Here is a 14549-nt window from a genome sequence, read left to right as displayed (position 1 = left end):
AGCACAACTAAAACCTTGGGTTTTGGTGTTATCTCTTGCTGCATTTTGCTATTCTTTATTAATTACGTACAAGAAGGGTTTGGTCTTGAAAGGGATCCTCACAATACTCGCCATTTTGGTATTACTGACATTTGCTTTTGTCATTGGCACACAAAACGAAGCCTATATCACCGTTAACTATCTTATTGCTCAAGCTAACATGCGGGTTTCCACCCTTATTGCTATTGCGCTTTCTTTGGGTGTGTTAGTCGGGATACTTATTATGTCAGCAAGCTGGTTGCGTTTACGCGTGCAGTTGTTGTCGGCGAACTCAAAAATCAATAGCCTGAAAAAAGAACACTAATATGCTCGAACTGCTGTTTTTACTTTTGCCTGTTGCAGCAGGTTACGGATGGATTATGGGCCGTAACAGTGTTCGCCAAGCACAACGTAAACAGTCTAGTATTCTTTCTAAGCATTATTATAAAGGCTTAAACTTCCTCCTTTCCGATCAACCAGATAAAGCGGTAGACACCTTAATCAAAATGATTAATGTGAACAGCGATACGGTTGAAACTCACATTGCGATGGGCAGCTTCTTTCGCCACCGCGGCGAAATAGACAGAGCCATAAAGGTTCACCAAAACCTAGTAAGCCGAGACGAGCTGCAACCTACGCAACGTGAAAGCGCGTTAAAAGAACTTGGCCATGATTACACTCACGCTGGTTTCTTAGAACGGGCTGAAAACGCCTTTCTTCAATTGCTTAATAGCGACAAGCACTATTTGGTGGCGCAAACACAGCTATTTAGTATTTACCAAACCACCAAAGAGTGGGACAGAGCCATTGAGCTTGCCGAGCGCATGGTGGAATGCCATGGCGACAACGATGATGTGTGCGAACGCTTAGCGCATTTTTATTGTGAGCATGCGGTAGCGAAGCTAAAAGACGATGATCAGGGCTCTGCGTTGTCCTTGCTTCAAAAGGCCGTTAACGCCGATGAGCATGCGGTAAGGCCGTGGTTAATGCTTGGGCAGCTTGCACTTCAACAACAACGTTACAGCGACGCACGGGCGTATTTTGTGCAAGTGGCAGAGCGTGACATTAATTGGTTCAGTGAAGCGGTTCCCAGTTTAGAAAAAATTGCGGAAGAAACCGGTGACTGGGATAATTTCGCAGAAAGCTTAGAAGCCCATTGGCAAGAATGTGCAACCTCGTACCTTGCCATGGTTGATGTATTGTTGAAAAAAGGCGATACCACGCAAGCGGCGGATTACCTATTAGAACAATTACGTAAACGCCCAACCATGCGTGGCTTCAAAACCTTAATGGGGTTGTATATCGACCAGTTAGACGATAAGACCTCAGCAGAGAGCTTACGTATATTAAAAGAATTGGTAGAAAAGCAAATGTTGCAACGCCCTAAATACCGCTGCCATAGCTGCGGGTTTTCTGGGCGTAAACTCTACTGGCTATGTCCTTCGTGTAAAAAATGGGGCGTAGTAAAACCAATAAAAGGGCTAGACGGAGAATAACTTCACCATGCAAGAACCTCGCGTTATTGTTGCACTCGACTATGACAACCAAGAACAAGCACTTTCGTTTGTAGACCAATTAGATCCCAGCCTGTGTAAAGTTAAAGTGGGCAAAGAAATGTTCACCTTATTTGGCCCTGAGTTTGTAAAATCTTTAGTGGCGAAAGGCTTTGACGTTTTCCTTGATTTGAAATTTCATGATATCCCTAATACCGTAGGTAAAGCGTGTAAAGCAGCCGCTGAACTTGGCGTGTGGATGGTAAACGTGCACGCCAGCGGTGGACTTCCAATGATGCAGGCAGCCAAAGAAGGTATTGCGCAAAGTAGCCGTCCTGAAACCAAATTAATTGCGGTTACTGTGCTTACCAGCATGGATCAATCGCAGCTAAGCGGCGTGATTGATAATGTAACGCCCGAGCAACAAGTGTTGCGCCTAGCATCGTTAACTGCCCAAGCGGGTTTAGATGGTGTGGTGTGTTCTGCTAAAGAAGCCGTGATGCTACGTAATGAAATTGGCGAAGACTTTTTGTTGGTGACTCCTGGCATACGCCCTAAGGGGAGTGACGCGGGCGATCAAAAACGTGTGATGACGCCGCCAGAAGCAATCGACAGTGGCGTAAGTTATTTAGTGATGGGAAGACCAATTACGCAAGCTAGCGACCCTATGGATGTGTTAAAGCAGGTAAACGCCTCTATTAGTTAGTTGCCCACTAGCTAACTTCAAGCAAATAGTAGCAAACGAATACATACAAAAAAACGCCCAGTAGTGACGCATTCAATATGCTAACCACTTACTGGGCGTTTTTATTTGCTAGCACTTATATAAGTACTAGCAAGCCAAACATTTACTTACGCGTTAAGTGCTTCTTGTGCAGGTGTATAAGTTAAACCTAACTTTTCACCTAATGCGTCAACGACTGCTTTATAAGTTACTTTGCCTTCATGAACGTTAAGACCGTTCAATAAATGCTTATCTTCAAGCATGGCTTTAGCAGGGCCTTTATTCGCTAATGCTAAACCAAACGGAAGGGTTGCATTGTTAAGGGCCATCGTTGAAGTACGTGCAACACCACCTGGCATATTCGCAACACAGTAATGCACTACGTCGTCGATGATGTATACAGGGTCTTGGTGTGTAGTGGCTTTAGAGGTTTCAAAACAACCACCTTGGTCGATAGCAACATCAACCAACACAGAGCCTGGCTTCATGGCTGCTATTTGTTCGCGGTTAAGAAGCTTAGGTGCTGCTGCGCCAGGAATAAGTACGGCGCCAACAACAAGATCAGCTTTTGAAGAGTAATGTTCAATAGCATCAACTGTTGAGTAAACCGTTTTAACTTGGCCATTAAAAATGTCATCTAACTGACGAAGGCGAGGAAGTGAACGGTCTAGAATAGTAACGTCAGCGCCTAGGCCTAAAGCCATTTTAGCTGCTTGCGTTCCTACAACACCGCCACCAATAATAAGTACTTTACCCGGTGCTACGCCAGGAACGCCGCCTAGAAGGGTGCCGCTGCCGCCATGTGCTTTTTCTAAATAATGTGCACCGGCTTGAACTGACATACGGCCAGCCACTTCGCTCATTGGCGCTAATAATGGCAAGCCACCACGGTCGTCGGTTACGGTTTCGTAAGCGATACAGGTTGCGCCAGAAGCAATAAGAAGCTCTGTTTGCGTAGGATCAGGGGCTAAATGAAGATAAGTGTAAAGGGTTTGGCCTTTACGAAGCATTTTACATTCATTTGTTTGTGGTTCTTTCACTTTAATAATCATTTCTGCTTCAGCGAAAACTTGCTCAGCAGTAGATGCGATAGAAGCACCAGCTTCAACGTACATTTCATCGGTAAAACCAATTGCATCACCGGCTAGCGTCTCAACTAACACTGAATGACCATGACTGGTAAATTCTTTCACTGCCGCAGGCGTTAAGCCAACGCGATATTCATGGTTCTTAATTTCTTTTGGTACACCGATTAACATAACTTTTCCTCTAATTGATTAGCCCAGTGGCTCACTTGCCGATTATTATTTGATTCAGTATACGTGAGATAAAAACGAACTATGTGCTGAAAAAATATGAGTTGCAGCATATAATCTGGCTTTGTGTCATTTAGTCGGAATAAAATATGCTGGTAAAAACCCCAAAACACCTTGACCGAATAGACAGGAATATACTGATTTCACTACAAAAAAACGGGCGCATATCAAACGTGGAATTGGCTAAAGACGTGGGCTTGAGCCCTAGTCCTTGTTTAGAGCGCGTTAAGCGTTTAGAGAGCCAAGGCTATATAAAAGGCTACCATGCAGTGGTTGATCCAGAAAAACTGGGCGCTGCCATGCTCGTTTTTGTAGAAATAACGTTAACGAAGACGTCAGTAGATATCTTCGCAGAATTTTCTGCGGCAGTTAGGCTCCATGACGATATACAAGAGTGTCACCTTGTGTCAGGGGATTTTGACTTCTTACTTAAAGCTCGGGTTGCAGACATGTCGAGTTACCGTAGATTATTGGGCGACACCTTACTGCGCCTTCCAGGTGTGAGTGAGTCACGAACCTATGTAGTTATGGAAGAAGTTAAAAGTACAACATCACTTCGGATTAATTTGAAGTAATGAAAGCATGGCTCAATTATGGGCATTTGTGATAGGCTGTGCAAAAATACAGTGGTTATTGTTAATGTGAATTTCGCCTGCAATAGTGGGTGTATGTAAACCGATTTGTAATACACCTTATTAATAAATTACTTATTGAAAACATTACGATAATATTGGCACTGCATTTGTATTCTTCTTTATCGGTAGAATTATCACAACATCGAAACATCAATTTAGTTTAATAAGTGACTTAGGGTTATGACGCAATTAACAGGGATTCAGCGAATTTGGGAAGCCGGCATGATAATAGCCTGTGTCTTCGCCTTTTTCTTATTGCTGGCATTAGTATCTTTTCATCCGGGCGACCCTGGCTGGAGCCAAGCCGGCTTGCAATTAGACGTACATAACTGGGTAGGGTCTACCGGCGCGTGGAGTGCCGATTTATTACTTTTCTCTTTTGGCTTTTTAGCTTACCTACTGCCTTTTGGTGCCGCCTTTTTAGGTTGGTTCTTATTCCAGCACATAAAAGCCTTGGAAGAGTTCGATTACCTCACAATTGGTTTACGAATTATTGGTGGTTTATTGATGGCACTGGGTGCCACGGGCATTGCCAGTATAAATTTTGACGACATATACAACTTTTCTGCCGGCGGCTTTGTTGGCGATGTTATTAGTTCAGCCCTTGTGCCGTACTTTAATACCGCAGGCACTATTTTATTGCTTTTGTGTTTTTTCTGTACCGGCTTTACTTTACTCACGGGTATTAGCTGGTTAAGTATTGTAGACAGACTTGGTGAAATGACGCTTTGGTTTGGGCGCAAATGTGTCTCTTTACCCCAACAGGCACTTGCGCTCGATATGCCAAGGCTTGCGCTTCCTTCTCGTAGTGCAAAGTCTGAAAATGATGAATTAGACATAACCAGCATGCGTGCCGAGCCCGCAGAAACAGCTGAACCTGTCTATACGCCGCCACCTCAGGCAGAGCGAAGTGAACCTTCATTTGGTGTTCCTGATGATGTGTTTGATGATGACGATGTTCCGCCTTTTGAAACACAGCGCCACACGCCTGATAATACTGATAGTGAAAGCAAACCTAAGTCGAGTTTTTCTTTATCTGGTATGCGTGAAGCAGTGCGCAATAAAGTGAAAGAAGCCAAGCCTTCTAGTAATGACGAAGCTGCAGTTAATCGCCAAGATACTCAGTCGCAGTCTGATGAAATGATTGAGCCAACCTTCGATATATCGCAAACCGATACGTTAGATGAAGCGCAAGCGACTGAGGCACAACACACTGCTGAGCCTGTTAATGCAGAGCCATTAGACGCGCAGCCTGCGCCTGCTCCCGAATCAGCACCAGCACCACAGCCAGCGCCTAAGCCAGTACATCAACCCTTTACACCAGTGGCGATGGGAGCAAAATCCATTACTCGTCATGAAGGGGAGGGGAGCGAACCTATTACGGCTATGCCTTCGTTCGACTTGCTTGAGCGTGCAGATAAACACGAAAACCCTCTCACTCAGGAAGAGATAGACGGTATTTCAAGGCTAGTTGAAGAGAAACTGGCTGACTTTAATATTGAAGCCACGGTAGTGGGTGTTTATCCCGGCCCTGTAATTACGCGTTTCGAGCTAGATTTAGCGCCTGGGGTGAAGGTAAGCAAAATTACGGGGCTATCTAAAGATTTAGCACGCGCCATGTCGGCCATATCGGTGCGTGTAGTAGAAGTTATTCCAGGTAAATCTGTTATAGGCTTAGAGCTTCCAAACAAAAAACGTGAAATGGTGCGTTTAAGTGAAGTGATTGGCGGCGATGCATTCCAGCGCAATAGTTCACCGCTTACCATGGTGTTAGGTGCAGATATTTCCGGTAAGCCTGTGATAGTAGATTTGGCTAAAATGCCTCATTTGTTGGTGGCAGGTACAACGGGGTCAGGTAAATCGGTTGGGGTTAACGTTATGATCTTAAGCTTGCTTTATAAGAGCACGCCAGAAGATGTACGTATGATCATGATAGACCCGAAAATGCTTGAGCTATCGGTATATGAAGGCATTCCGCATCTGCTTGCCGAAGTGGTAACCGACATGAAAGAAGCGGCCAACGCCCTTCGTTGGTGTGTAGGCGAGATGGAGCGTCGTTATCGCTTGATGAGTGCCTTAGGGGTAAGAAACCTAAAAGGCTACAACGCAAAAGTGGAAGAAGCGATTGCTGCTGGTACGCCTATTCAAGATCCGTTGTGGAAGAGTGAAGAAAGCATGGAGCCCCATGCGCCTGATTTAGAAAAGCTGCCTGCTATTGTGGTTGTGGTAGATGAATTCGCCGACATGATGATGATTGTAGGTAAAAAGGTGGAAGAGCTTATTGCTCGTATTGCGCAAAAAGCCCGAGCAGCTGGTATTCATTTAGTTTTGGCTACGCAGCGACCTTCGGTAGATGTTATTACCGGCCTGATTAAAGCGAATATTCCAACGCGTATTGCATTCCAAGTTTCCAGTAAAATTGATTCACGAACTATTTTAGACCAGCAAGGTGCTGAAGCACTGCTAGGTATGGGTGATATGTTGTACTTGCCACCAGGTAGCCCAGTACCTACACGTGTGCACGGCGCGTTTGTAGACGACCATGAAGTTCATGCTGTTGTAGCAGATTGGAAGCGTCGTGGTGCACCTAAATATATTGATGAAATATTAAATGGTGAAGCGTCCGCCGAGGTACTTTTACCCGGCGAACAAGCCGAAGGTGAAGATCAAGAATTTGATGCATTTTATGATGAAGCCGTCGCCTTTGTTACCGAAACAAGAAGGGCAAGTGTCTCTAGTGTGCAACGCAAATTCAGAATTGGTTACAATCGCGCCGCACGATTGGTGGAACAAATGGAATCTAGTGGCGTCGTAAGTGCACAGGGTCACAACGGTAACCGCGAAGTATTAGCTCCGCCAGCGCCTAAGGATTAAAAAGAATGAACAAAGTAGTACCTATTATGATGGCAATGGCGCTAACGGCGCCGTTAAGCTTATCTGCAATGCCAGTAGAGGCAATTAATGATATCAGTGGTGAGGCCGCAGTGGTGGTTGAATCTGCAACAAAGCCTGAATTTACCTCTCACAGTGCTGAACAAATTTCAAAAGCAGATGATGCGAATGTACTTTTAAAAAAACGCCTACATGGCTTACAGCAATACCAAGCTGCTTTTAACCAAACGGTAACGGATGCCCAAGGTAATATTGTGCATGAAGCGCAAGGTACCCTAACCATGATGCGCCCCAATAAACTTCGCTGGGAAACCACCTTTCCTGATGAAACCTTGCTGATTGCCGATGGTGAAGCGGTTTGGAATATCGATACCTTTGTTGAGCAGGTGACTATTATTTCGCAAGACCAAGCGATTAAAGACAACCCTATTGTTTTATTAACGGCTAATGACGATGAAACCTGGAATAGCTTTGTGATCAGTAAGCTTGATGACGCGAAGGCCAGTTCAACGTTAGAGCAATACCAAATTGTGCCTAAATCGACAGATGGCCAAATAAAGTCACTGACATTAGGGTTCAACAGCGACGGTATTCTGTCGACACTTGATATGCTTGATGCACAAGACCAAACCAGTGCGTTAGTGTTTAGCAACCAAGACTTAGATTTTGCTATTGATACTGCTAAAGATAACCTATTCTCTGTAGACGTGCCGCAAAGCTATATTATTGATGATCAGCGATAGCAAAGAATAGATGATTAACGATAACAAAGAACCGCTTGAGCCTTTCGCGCCACTAGCAGCTAAAATGCGGCCGGTGACCATAGATGAGTATGCCGGCCAGTCGCACCTATTAGGCACCAACAAACCACTACGTAAAATGCTAGAAGCAGGCCACTGCCATTCTATGATTTTGTGGGGACCGCCAGGTACGGGTAAAACGACGTTAGCCGAGCTTATTGCCACCTATACCAATGCTTCGGTTATTCGCATTTCAGCGGTAACCTCTGGTGTTAAAGATATTCGTGCTGCAATGGATACCGCAAAAGAAAACTCTCGCTATAACCAACGTACCTTGCTGTTTGTGGACGAAGTACATAGGTTCAACAAAAGCCAGCAAGATGCGTTTTTACCCTTTGTAGAATCTGGCACCGTCACTTTTATTGGTGCCACCACTGAAAACCCCTCATTTGAATTAAATAATGCATTGCTTTCTCGTGTTCGGGTTTACGTACTTAAAGCGTTAGAACAAGAGGCGCTTGCTGAATTAATGCAACGCGCGCTAACCGACGAAGAGAAAGGGCTAGGTTCACGCCAATTAAGCATTGAGGAAGATGCCAGTAACGCCTTATTAGGGTTGTGCGGCGGCGATGGTCGAAGGTTACTTACGTATTTAGAGCTAGCAGCCGACTTTACCGAGAACAGTGTTATTTCTATTGCCGATATTGAACAAGCCGTAGGCGAAAAAATTGCCAGCTACGACAATAAAGGTGATACATTTTATGACTTAATATCGGCGTTTCATAAGTCGGTACGGGGTTCAGACCCTGATGCTGCATTATATTGGTACGCTCGTATATTAGACGGTGGTGGTGACGCGCTGTATGTCGCTAGGCGATTATTGGCCATTGCTTCGGAAGATATAGGCAATGCCGACCCTAGAGCCATGCAGTTAAGCATAAACGCCTGGGATACCTTTCATCGCGTAGGGCCTGCTGAAGGTGAACGTGCAATAGCGCAAGCTGCTGTTTATTGTGCCTTAGCGGCAAAGAGTAATGCTGTTTATATGGCATTTAGCCAGGCTAAAGCATTAGCTCGAAAAACTTCAGATGCACCGGTTCCCATGCATTTACGTAATGCGCCAACTGACTTAATGAAAGACTTAGGCCATGGCGACGGCTATCGGTATGCCCATAACGAACCTAATGCTTTTGCCGCAGGAGAGGTTTACTTGCCCGATAGCATTGTAGGCACTCGTTTATACGAGCCTAACGAACGCGGGTTAGAGAAAGCGCTTAAAGCAAAACGTGACTATTTAGATCAACTTAACTTAGCTGCGCGCAGCGCGCAAAATAATCAGAAACGGTGAATATTGTGCCCCAAGGCGTTATTTTATACTGCTATATTGCAGCAGGCGGAGCAATTGGCGCTTGCTTGCGTTATTTTTGTACCACAACCATAGATTCTTGGTTTGGAAAAAATATGCCCTTTGGTACACTAGCGGTGAACGTTGTAGGCTCATTTGCTTTAGTTACGCTATACGGCTTTATTGAGCGCAACGAATTAACCGACTCTCCCTTTCGTGCATTAATTGGGGTAGGGTTGTTGGGCGCGTTTACTACATTTTCAACATTCTCTGTGGAAACGCTCACATTATTAGAAAACGAGCTGTGGTTAAAAGCCATTGCTAACATATTTCTTAACGTTGGCGCTTGCTTATTAGCAGGTTGGCTGGCTATTGAACTCATGAAAGGATAAGTAGGAACACATGTTAGATCCAAAGTGTTTACGAAGCGATATAGAAGAAACTGCCAAGCGTTTGGCTGCCCGTGGTTATAACCTCGATGTAGCAACATTTAACTCGCTAGAAGAAAAAAGAAAAACACTTCAGTCCAAAACACAGGATCTGCAGAACGAACGTAATGTTCGAAGTAAGTCCATTGGTAAAGCAAAGTCACAAGGTGAAGATATTGCGCCTTTGTTGGCAGAAGTGGGCAAATTAGGCGATGACTTAGATGCGGCTAAAGCTGAACTAACAGTATTGCTTGATGAAATCACTGCCTTTACCCAAGGCATTCCTAACTTACCGCATGAGTCGGTACCTGAAGGTAAAGACGAAGACGACAACGTGGAGATTTCACGTTGGGGCGAGCCACGCGCTTTCGATTTTGACGTGAAAGATCACGTTGATATTGGTGAAGGGCTAAATAACAGCTTAGATTTTGCTACGGCAACTAAATTAACAGGCAGTCGCTTTGTAGTGATGCGCCGTGAGATGGCTCGCTTAAACCGTGCTATTGCCCAGTTCATGTTGGATGTTCACACCACCGAACATGGTTACGATGAAATGTACGTGCCGTTTTTGGTAAACGCTGACAGCCTGTATGGCACAGGGCAATTACCTAAATTTGGTGAAGACTTATTTCATACGCAGCCAGCAACAGAAGAAGGCCAAGGGCTTTCACTTATTCCAACGGCAGAAGTGCCGTTAACGAATATTGCCCGTGATGAAATTCTAGACGAGAAATCGCTACCGATTAAAATGACTGCGCATACTCCTTGCTTTCGTTCAGAAGCAGGCTCGTATGGCCGTGATACCCGTGGTTTGATTCGTCAGCATCAGTTCGACAAAGTTGAGCTTGTACAGCTAGTGAAGCCTGAAGATAGTTTCGATGCGTTAGAGGAACTTACTCAGCACGCAGAAACTATTTTACAGAAGCTTGAATTGCCATACCGTAAAGTGTTGCTTTGTACTGGTGACATGGGCTTTGGCGCATGTAAAACCTACGACTTAGAAGTATGGTTGCCAGCGCAAAATACGTATCGTGAAATTTCATCATGTTCAAACATGGTAGATTTTCAGGCCAGACGTATGCAAGCCCGCTTCAGAAACCCAGAAACGAACAAGCCTGAGTTGCTTCATACATTGAATGGTTCTGGTTTAGCAGTTGGCCGCACGTTGGTGGCTATTTTAGAAAACTACCAACAAGCCGACGGAAGTGTAACGGTACCTAAAGCCCTTGTACCTTATATGAATGGTGTAGAAGTGATAAAAGCGTAAGCCTTTAAGGCATGCGCTTTGAGGCATGCACTTTGAGGCATGCACTTTGAGGCATAGCCTTTAAGGTCTAGAGCCACAACTTACATTTCATATTTAATGACTATTTTTAAGCTCGTAGATGTTCTATCTGCGAGCTTATTTGTATGTGTGATATATGTGGGATATAAATAGCTAAAGGCAAATGGCTTCGTGCATTGGAATTACCGTTTAGTACTTGTTAATTAAAGTGAAAATCGCTGCCTGAGAAAGCGCGCTACACCGTCTTCATTATGATGTCCAATCACTTCACTGGCTGCGTTTTTGATAACAGTCTTAGCGTTGTCGGGGGCGTAACATTCATTAGCCAATTCAAACATGCTTAAATCGTTGTCGCTGTCGCCAAAACAAATAACATTGGTAGCACCCAGTTGTTGTTTCAAATTCATGACCGCACTACCTTTACTTGCTGCACGGTGGTGAATATCCATCCAACTAAAAGAATTTCCCTCTATTGCGGGCCCTGAATACGCAATAAGGTTTTCAACGTCGTTAATGGTTTTCCACATATTCCTAACCGTTGAATTGTCGCCAATCATACTGATGTTGGTTATTTTAGCGGAAAGGGAAAGTTGGCTTATCGGGCGAAGTATTGCGTTCGTCTTTTTAAAATATTTGTCTAGTAAATTTTGTTCTATTGGGTGTTTTGCCGTGGGGTGATAAACAACATGAGATGTGCCATCAATAACGTTAACAAAAGGGGTGATATCATTTTGATGCGCAAGATGAATAATGAATTCAAGCTCATTAGTATTGACTAGGTTTTCGAGGGTTAATGCATTGGCTGTTGGGTCCCATATAGCCACACCGTTATTATAAATATGGGGCAGCAGAAAGTTATCTTCTGCAATAATACTGTTAGCGGACAGCATGGTTCTGCCCGTCGCCACTGTATAAGCAATGCCGTTCTGTTTCAGCAGGGCTAAGGTCTCACGGGTATAGTTTGAAATTTGTGATTCGCTATTTAACAGCGTCCCGTCTAAATCGAAGAAGATAAGATCCATGTGTTGCTCCTCGTTAACCTTAATAAGTGCCTAAGCGTTTGCGCTAGCGTAAACCGGTTTTACAAGCACTTTTTACAAGCACTTTGCAGGCTTCGGTAACCCAGCAAGTTTGGTAGCTTGCTTGGCTGGGCCTTTAGGGAACAAACGTTGTAAATAACGGCTATTACCTTTTTCTGGCCCATATTTAGCTGCCATCGCTTTCACAAGCGCACGAATAGCAGGGCTAGTTTCAAACTCTTCATAAAAGTGACGTACAAAGCGAATAACTTCCCAATGAGGCTCACTAAGCGTAATGTTTTCGTTTGCTGCTAGCGTTGGCACCATGTCTTCATTCCACAAGGTGTGATCAAGCAGATAGCCTGCCTTGTCAGTAGGGATGGTAGTGCCGTTAAATTCAAAATGAAACTGTTCTTGGGTCATTAATAACGCTCTGTAATTGACGCATAAGGTTTTGTAAGTGCTTCTATTAGCGCACCTATAAGAGCACAGCTGGATAAAAAGTATCAGTCAGTGCTACAAATTTATCCATCGATATTGGTGTGACAGATTCCGTATTGTCTTCGCTACTCGCTTCATGGCTAAGCGCTTGACTCGCTTTATGGAATAGCCCACGCAGCGCCATATCATCTTGTAGGGCAAATAGGCTTGTTGCACTGTGCATAGCTTCACCGGCATTTATTGTGTTCGATAAACTGCTCAACAGACCGTGACCAGTCTGTTGGGTGTAATACACACCGTCGTCTACTAGCACAACTGCGTTGGCAGAATCAGTACTTATAAACGCCTGTTGAAGGGTTTTAACCGCTACAGCACTTAGCGGGTAAGATTTTACAATAAAGAGCATTAGAAGGTCACCACATGGTCTACACGCGCACACAGTGCTAGCTTTTCATCAATTGATAACAGTGAAGCATCTAGTTGCGCTATTAACTCATGTTTTTGGTTAGCTAGAGGCGACTGCTTTAAACTTTCTTCGCAAACGTAACATTCTTCAATATCGAAAAAGGGCAGGGAGCCTAACCGTTTACTGTGGTTTTTTGTTCCGCGAACAGATTCAGTTTTAGTTAGCTGCAATACACCTTGTTGTTCGAACAGCACAATGATCTCATGGCCATAGTTGGTGGCAGCGAGTGCAAAGTCCAGCCCATCTTGGCTGGTGCTAGATTGATAAGGGGTTTGCGTAAATCGAATCAGTAAAGTAGCCATTAAAATTGTGCCACCTTATCGCAATCGTGAAGCGCGGTAAAAAATTCACCTAAACCAGCCTGTTCAAAACCCTCTGCCACATTAGCACCTGATACCCCGGCGCTAGCAGCTTCCTGCTCACCAACAATTCCACGTTTAACTGCGGCAGTAATACAAAGGAGTAGGGTAACGTTATGATCGTTTTTAAGCGCTTGCCACGCAGCCAGTGGATAAAATTCATCGCCCACTTCTACCATGAAGCCATTAGCATGATGCACACCTTGGCCATAGAAGAAGACGTTATTAACAGTATGCCCCTGTGCAATAGCACTATTGATAAAGGAAACCGCACGTTGTGCGTGTTGACCTTCATAAGGGGAGCTTGTTACTAAAATTGAATAGTGTGCCATGACTCTACAATATGGTTGGTGATTAATTTAGTGATAAATCTAAGGTTTATTCTAGTAATAAAAACTGCGCCGTAAAAACAAAAACACCCCAGTTACGGGGTGTCTTCTTTAACGTTTGCGTTGAACTTAGTCGTCGCCGCCAAATGCACCTAGAAGGTGAAGCATAGACGTGAACAAGTTATAAATGTTCAAGTACAAAGAAACCGTTGCGCGGATGTAGTTTGTCTCGCCACCGTTGATGATACGGCTTGTATCAAACAAGATGAAACCAGACATAATAAATACGATAGCTGCACTAATCGCCAAGCTTACCGCCGGTACTGCGAAAAACATATTCGCAATGGCCGCTACAATCACAACAACTAAACCTACAACCAAGAAGCCGCCCATAAACGAGAAATCTTTTTTGGTAGTAAGTGCATAACCAGAAAGTGCGAAGAAGACTAACGCTGTAGCACCTAACGCCTCCATAATTAAGCCTGGGCCTGCTACACCTAAATAGAAGTTAAGCGTGTAACCTAATGAAGCACCCATTAAACCGGTGAACAAAAATACCCAATAAATACCTGAAGCTGATTCAGCTTTCTTTTGTACAACAAATAAAGTAATGAATGCACCAATGGTCATGCCTAGTGACATCATAGGAGAAATACCTACAGCCATGGCAACACCAGCACAAACGGCACTGAACGCTAGTGTCATCGCAAGCAGCATATAGGTGTTGCGCAAAACCTTGTTCGTTTGCAACACTGATGGTTGAGATGCACTTGAATACATCGAACGTTGATCCATTGTTTCCTCCAAAAGGACTTTGTCTTTAACCAAAACGGTAAACTAACTATTAGTGTATGTTGTATGGGTTTTAGTTCCCATTTTCAAGTAGTTTCAAATGAAAATAGTGTTAGTAAGTATGAATTACGTGTCAACCGCGCAATTAGCGCACTAATTGTTTGAAATGCCATCACTTAACTTATTTTTTTTAATTTTTACTTTACAGTCATAAAAATATCATTAAGATACGCAGCACTTGGAGAGGTGGCAGAGCTCGGTTTAATG

At 44.1% G+C, this 14549-nt stretch carries 16 protein-coding genes; 9 read left to right on the top strand and 7 right to left on the bottom strand.

Annotated elements, in window-relative coordinates; all coding sequences use genetic code 11:
• Positions 1 to 85: 85 nt before the first annotated feature.
• From AAC006_RS19635 to pyrF, 3 genes are read left to right on the top strand one after another with little or no spacing between them, the layout of a single operon-like run.
• Entirely contained in the window at positions 86 to 343 is a 258-nt protein-coding gene (locus tag AAC006_RS19635) for a lipopolysaccharide assembly protein LapA domain-containing protein (protein WP_041452528.1), read from the top strand.
• Position 344: 1 nt separating this feature from the next.
• Entirely contained in the window at positions 345 to 1514 is a 1170-nt protein-coding gene (gene lapB / locus AAC006_RS19630) for a lipopolysaccharide assembly protein LapB (protein WP_057791946.1), read from the top strand.
• Between the two features lie 7 nt (positions 1515 to 1521).
• The gene (gene pyrF / locus AAC006_RS19625; RefSeq protein WP_013784163.1) at positions 1522 to 2217 is read left to right on the top strand and encodes an orotidine-5'-phosphate decarboxylase; all 696 of its coding nucleotides are present in this window, start codon (positions 1522 to 1524) and stop codon (positions 2215 to 2217) included.
• A 146-nt stretch (positions 2218 to 2363) separates the two neighbouring features.
• Here pyrF and ald read toward each other — a convergent pair whose 3' ends face one another.
• On the bottom strand, positions 2364 to 3494 hold the full coding sequence (gene ald / locus AAC006_RS19620; RefSeq protein WP_013784162.1) for an alanine dehydrogenase: 1131 nt from the start codon (positions 3492 to 3494) through the stop codon (positions 2364 to 2366).
• A 146-nt stretch (positions 3495 to 3640) separates the two neighbouring features.
• Here ald and lrp point away from each other — a divergent pair, with 146 nt between their 5' ends.
• From lrp to serS, 6 genes are all read left to right on the top strand, one after another.
• The gene (lrp, locus tag AAC006_RS19615) at positions 3641 to 4126 is read left to right on the top strand and encodes a leucine-responsive transcriptional regulator Lrp (RefSeq protein ID WP_013784161.1); all 486 of its coding nucleotides are present in this window, start codon (positions 3641 to 3643) and stop codon (positions 4124 to 4126) included.
• 240 nt (positions 4127 to 4366) lie between these two features.
• Complete coding sequence (locus AAC006_RS19610) at positions 4367 to 7060, top strand: DNA translocase FtsK 4TM domain-containing protein (protein ID WP_339892320.1); 2694 nt, start codon at positions 4367 to 4369, stop codon at positions 7058 to 7060.
• A 5-nt stretch (positions 7061 to 7065) separates the two neighbouring features.
• On the top strand, positions 7066 to 7821 hold the full coding sequence (gene lolA / locus AAC006_RS19605; protein WP_126873201.1) for an outer membrane lipoprotein chaperone LolA: 756 nt from the start codon (positions 7066 to 7068) through the stop codon (positions 7819 to 7821).
• A 10-nt stretch (positions 7822 to 7831) separates the two neighbouring features.
• On the top strand, positions 7832 to 9166 hold the full coding sequence (locus AAC006_RS19600) for a replication-associated recombination protein A (RefSeq protein WP_338455929.1): 1335 nt from the start codon (positions 7832 to 7834) through the stop codon (positions 9164 to 9166).
• Positions 9167 to 9171: 5 nt separating this feature from the next.
• Entirely contained in the window at positions 9172 to 9555 is a 384-nt protein-coding gene (crcB, locus tag AAC006_RS19595) for a fluoride efflux transporter CrcB (RefSeq protein ID WP_126873203.1), read from the top strand.
• A gap of 10 nt (positions 9556 to 9565) precedes the next feature.
• Complete coding sequence (gene serS / locus AAC006_RS19590) at positions 9566 to 10858, top strand: serine--tRNA ligase (RefSeq protein ID WP_339892319.1); 1293 nt, start codon at positions 9566 to 9568, stop codon at positions 10856 to 10858.
• Positions 10859 to 11079: 221 nt separating this feature from the next.
• On the opposite strand, the gene AAC006_RS19585 is transcribed toward serS, so the two are convergent.
• From AAC006_RS19585 to AAC006_RS19560, 6 genes are all read right to left on the bottom strand, one after another.
• On the bottom strand, positions 11080 to 11898 hold the full coding sequence (locus AAC006_RS19585; RefSeq protein WP_208805390.1) for a Cof-type HAD-IIB family hydrolase: 819 nt from the start codon (positions 11896 to 11898) through the stop codon (positions 11080 to 11082).
• Positions 11899 to 11970: 72 nt separating this feature from the next.
• On the bottom strand, positions 11971 to 12318 hold the full coding sequence (locus tag AAC006_RS19580; protein ID WP_208805391.1) for a TusE/DsrC/DsvC family sulfur relay protein: 348 nt from the start codon (positions 12316 to 12318) through the stop codon (positions 11971 to 11973).
• 55 nt (positions 12319 to 12373) lie between these two features.
• Entirely contained in the window at positions 12374 to 12742 is a 369-nt protein-coding gene (locus AAC006_RS19575; RefSeq protein WP_208805392.1) for a DsrH/TusB family sulfur metabolism protein, read from the bottom strand.
• Positions 12742 to 13104, bottom strand: coding sequence for a DsrE family protein (locus AAC006_RS19570; RefSeq protein ID WP_013784152.1), 363 nt, complete (start codon positions 13102 to 13104; stop codon positions 12742 to 12744). The genes AAC006_RS19575 and AAC006_RS19570 overlap by 1 nt, the downstream gene beginning before the upstream one ends.
• Positions 13104 to 13493, bottom strand: coding sequence for a sulfurtransferase complex subunit TusD (tusD, locus tag AAC006_RS19565; protein ID WP_208805393.1), 390 nt, complete (start codon positions 13491 to 13493; stop codon positions 13104 to 13106). Before tusD ends, AAC006_RS19570 begins: the two co-directional genes overlap by 1 nt.
• Positions 13494 to 13619: 126 nt before the next feature.
• Positions 13620 to 14285, bottom strand: a complete 666-nt coding sequence (locus AAC006_RS19560) for a Bax inhibitor-1/YccA family protein (protein ID WP_013784150.1) — start codon at positions 14283 to 14285, stop codon at positions 13620 to 13622.
• Between the last annotated feature and the right edge of the window lie 264 nt (positions 14286 to 14549).

Origin of the sequence: uncultured Alteromonas sp., assembly GCF_963976965.1 — a bacterium.
Lineage (GTDB): Bacteria > Pseudomonadota > Gammaproteobacteria > Enterobacterales > Alteromonadaceae > Alteromonas > Alteromonas naphthalenivorans.
The sequence above is the reverse complement of the archived record's forward strand: the minus strand, read 5'-3'. Positions and strand labels throughout refer to the sequence as shown.

Bases quoted from the DNA above. Each gene is read 5' to 3' on its own strand.
- lapB (WP_057791946.1), top strand. From the start codon at position 345: ATGCTCGAACTGCTGTTTTTACTTTTGCCTGTTGCAGCAGGTTACGGA.
- pyrF (WP_013784163.1), top strand. From the start codon at position 1,522: ATGCAAGAACCTCGCGTTATTGTTGCACTCGACTATGACAACCAAGAA.
- ald (WP_013784162.1), bottom strand. From the start codon at position 3,494: ATGTTAATCGGTGTACCAAAAGAAATTAAGAACCATGAATATCGCGTT.
- lrp (WP_013784161.1), top strand. From the start codon at position 3,641: ATGCTGGTAAAAACCCCAAAACACCTTGACCGAATAGACAGGAATATA.
- AAC006_RS19610 (WP_339892320.1), top strand. From the start codon at position 4,367: ATGACGCAATTAACAGGGATTCAGCGAATTTGGGAAGCCGGCATGATA.
- lolA (WP_126873201.1), top strand. From the start codon at position 7,066: ATGAACAAAGTAGTACCTATTATGATGGCAATGGCGCTAACGGCGCCG.
- AAC006_RS19600 (WP_338455929.1), top strand. From the start codon at position 7,832: ATGATTAACGATAACAAAGAACCGCTTGAGCCTTTCGCGCCACTAGCA.
- serS (WP_339892319.1), top strand. From the start codon at position 9,566: ATGTTAGATCCAAAGTGTTTACGAAGCGATATAGAAGAAACTGCCAAG.
- AAC006_RS19585 (WP_208805390.1), bottom strand. From the start codon at position 11,898: ATGGATCTTATCTTCTTCGATTTAGACGGGACGCTGTTAAATAGCGAA.
- AAC006_RS19580 (WP_208805391.1), bottom strand. From the start codon at position 12,318: ATGACCCAAGAACAGTTTCATTTTGAATTTAACGGCACTACCATCCCT.
- AAC006_RS19575 (WP_208805392.1), bottom strand. From the start codon at position 12,742: ATGCTCTTTATTGTAAAATCTTACCCGCTAAGTGCTGTAGCGGTTAAA.
- AAC006_RS19570 (WP_013784152.1), bottom strand. From the start codon at position 13,104: ATGGCTACTTTACTGATTCGATTTACGCAAACCCCTTATCAATCTAGC.
- tusD (WP_208805393.1), bottom strand. From the start codon at position 13,493: ATGGCACACTATTCAATTTTAGTAACAAGCTCCCCTTATGAAGGTCAA.
- AAC006_RS19560 (WP_013784150.1), bottom strand. From the start codon at position 14,285: ATGGATCAACGTTCGATGTATTCAAGTGCATCTCAACCATCAGTGTTG.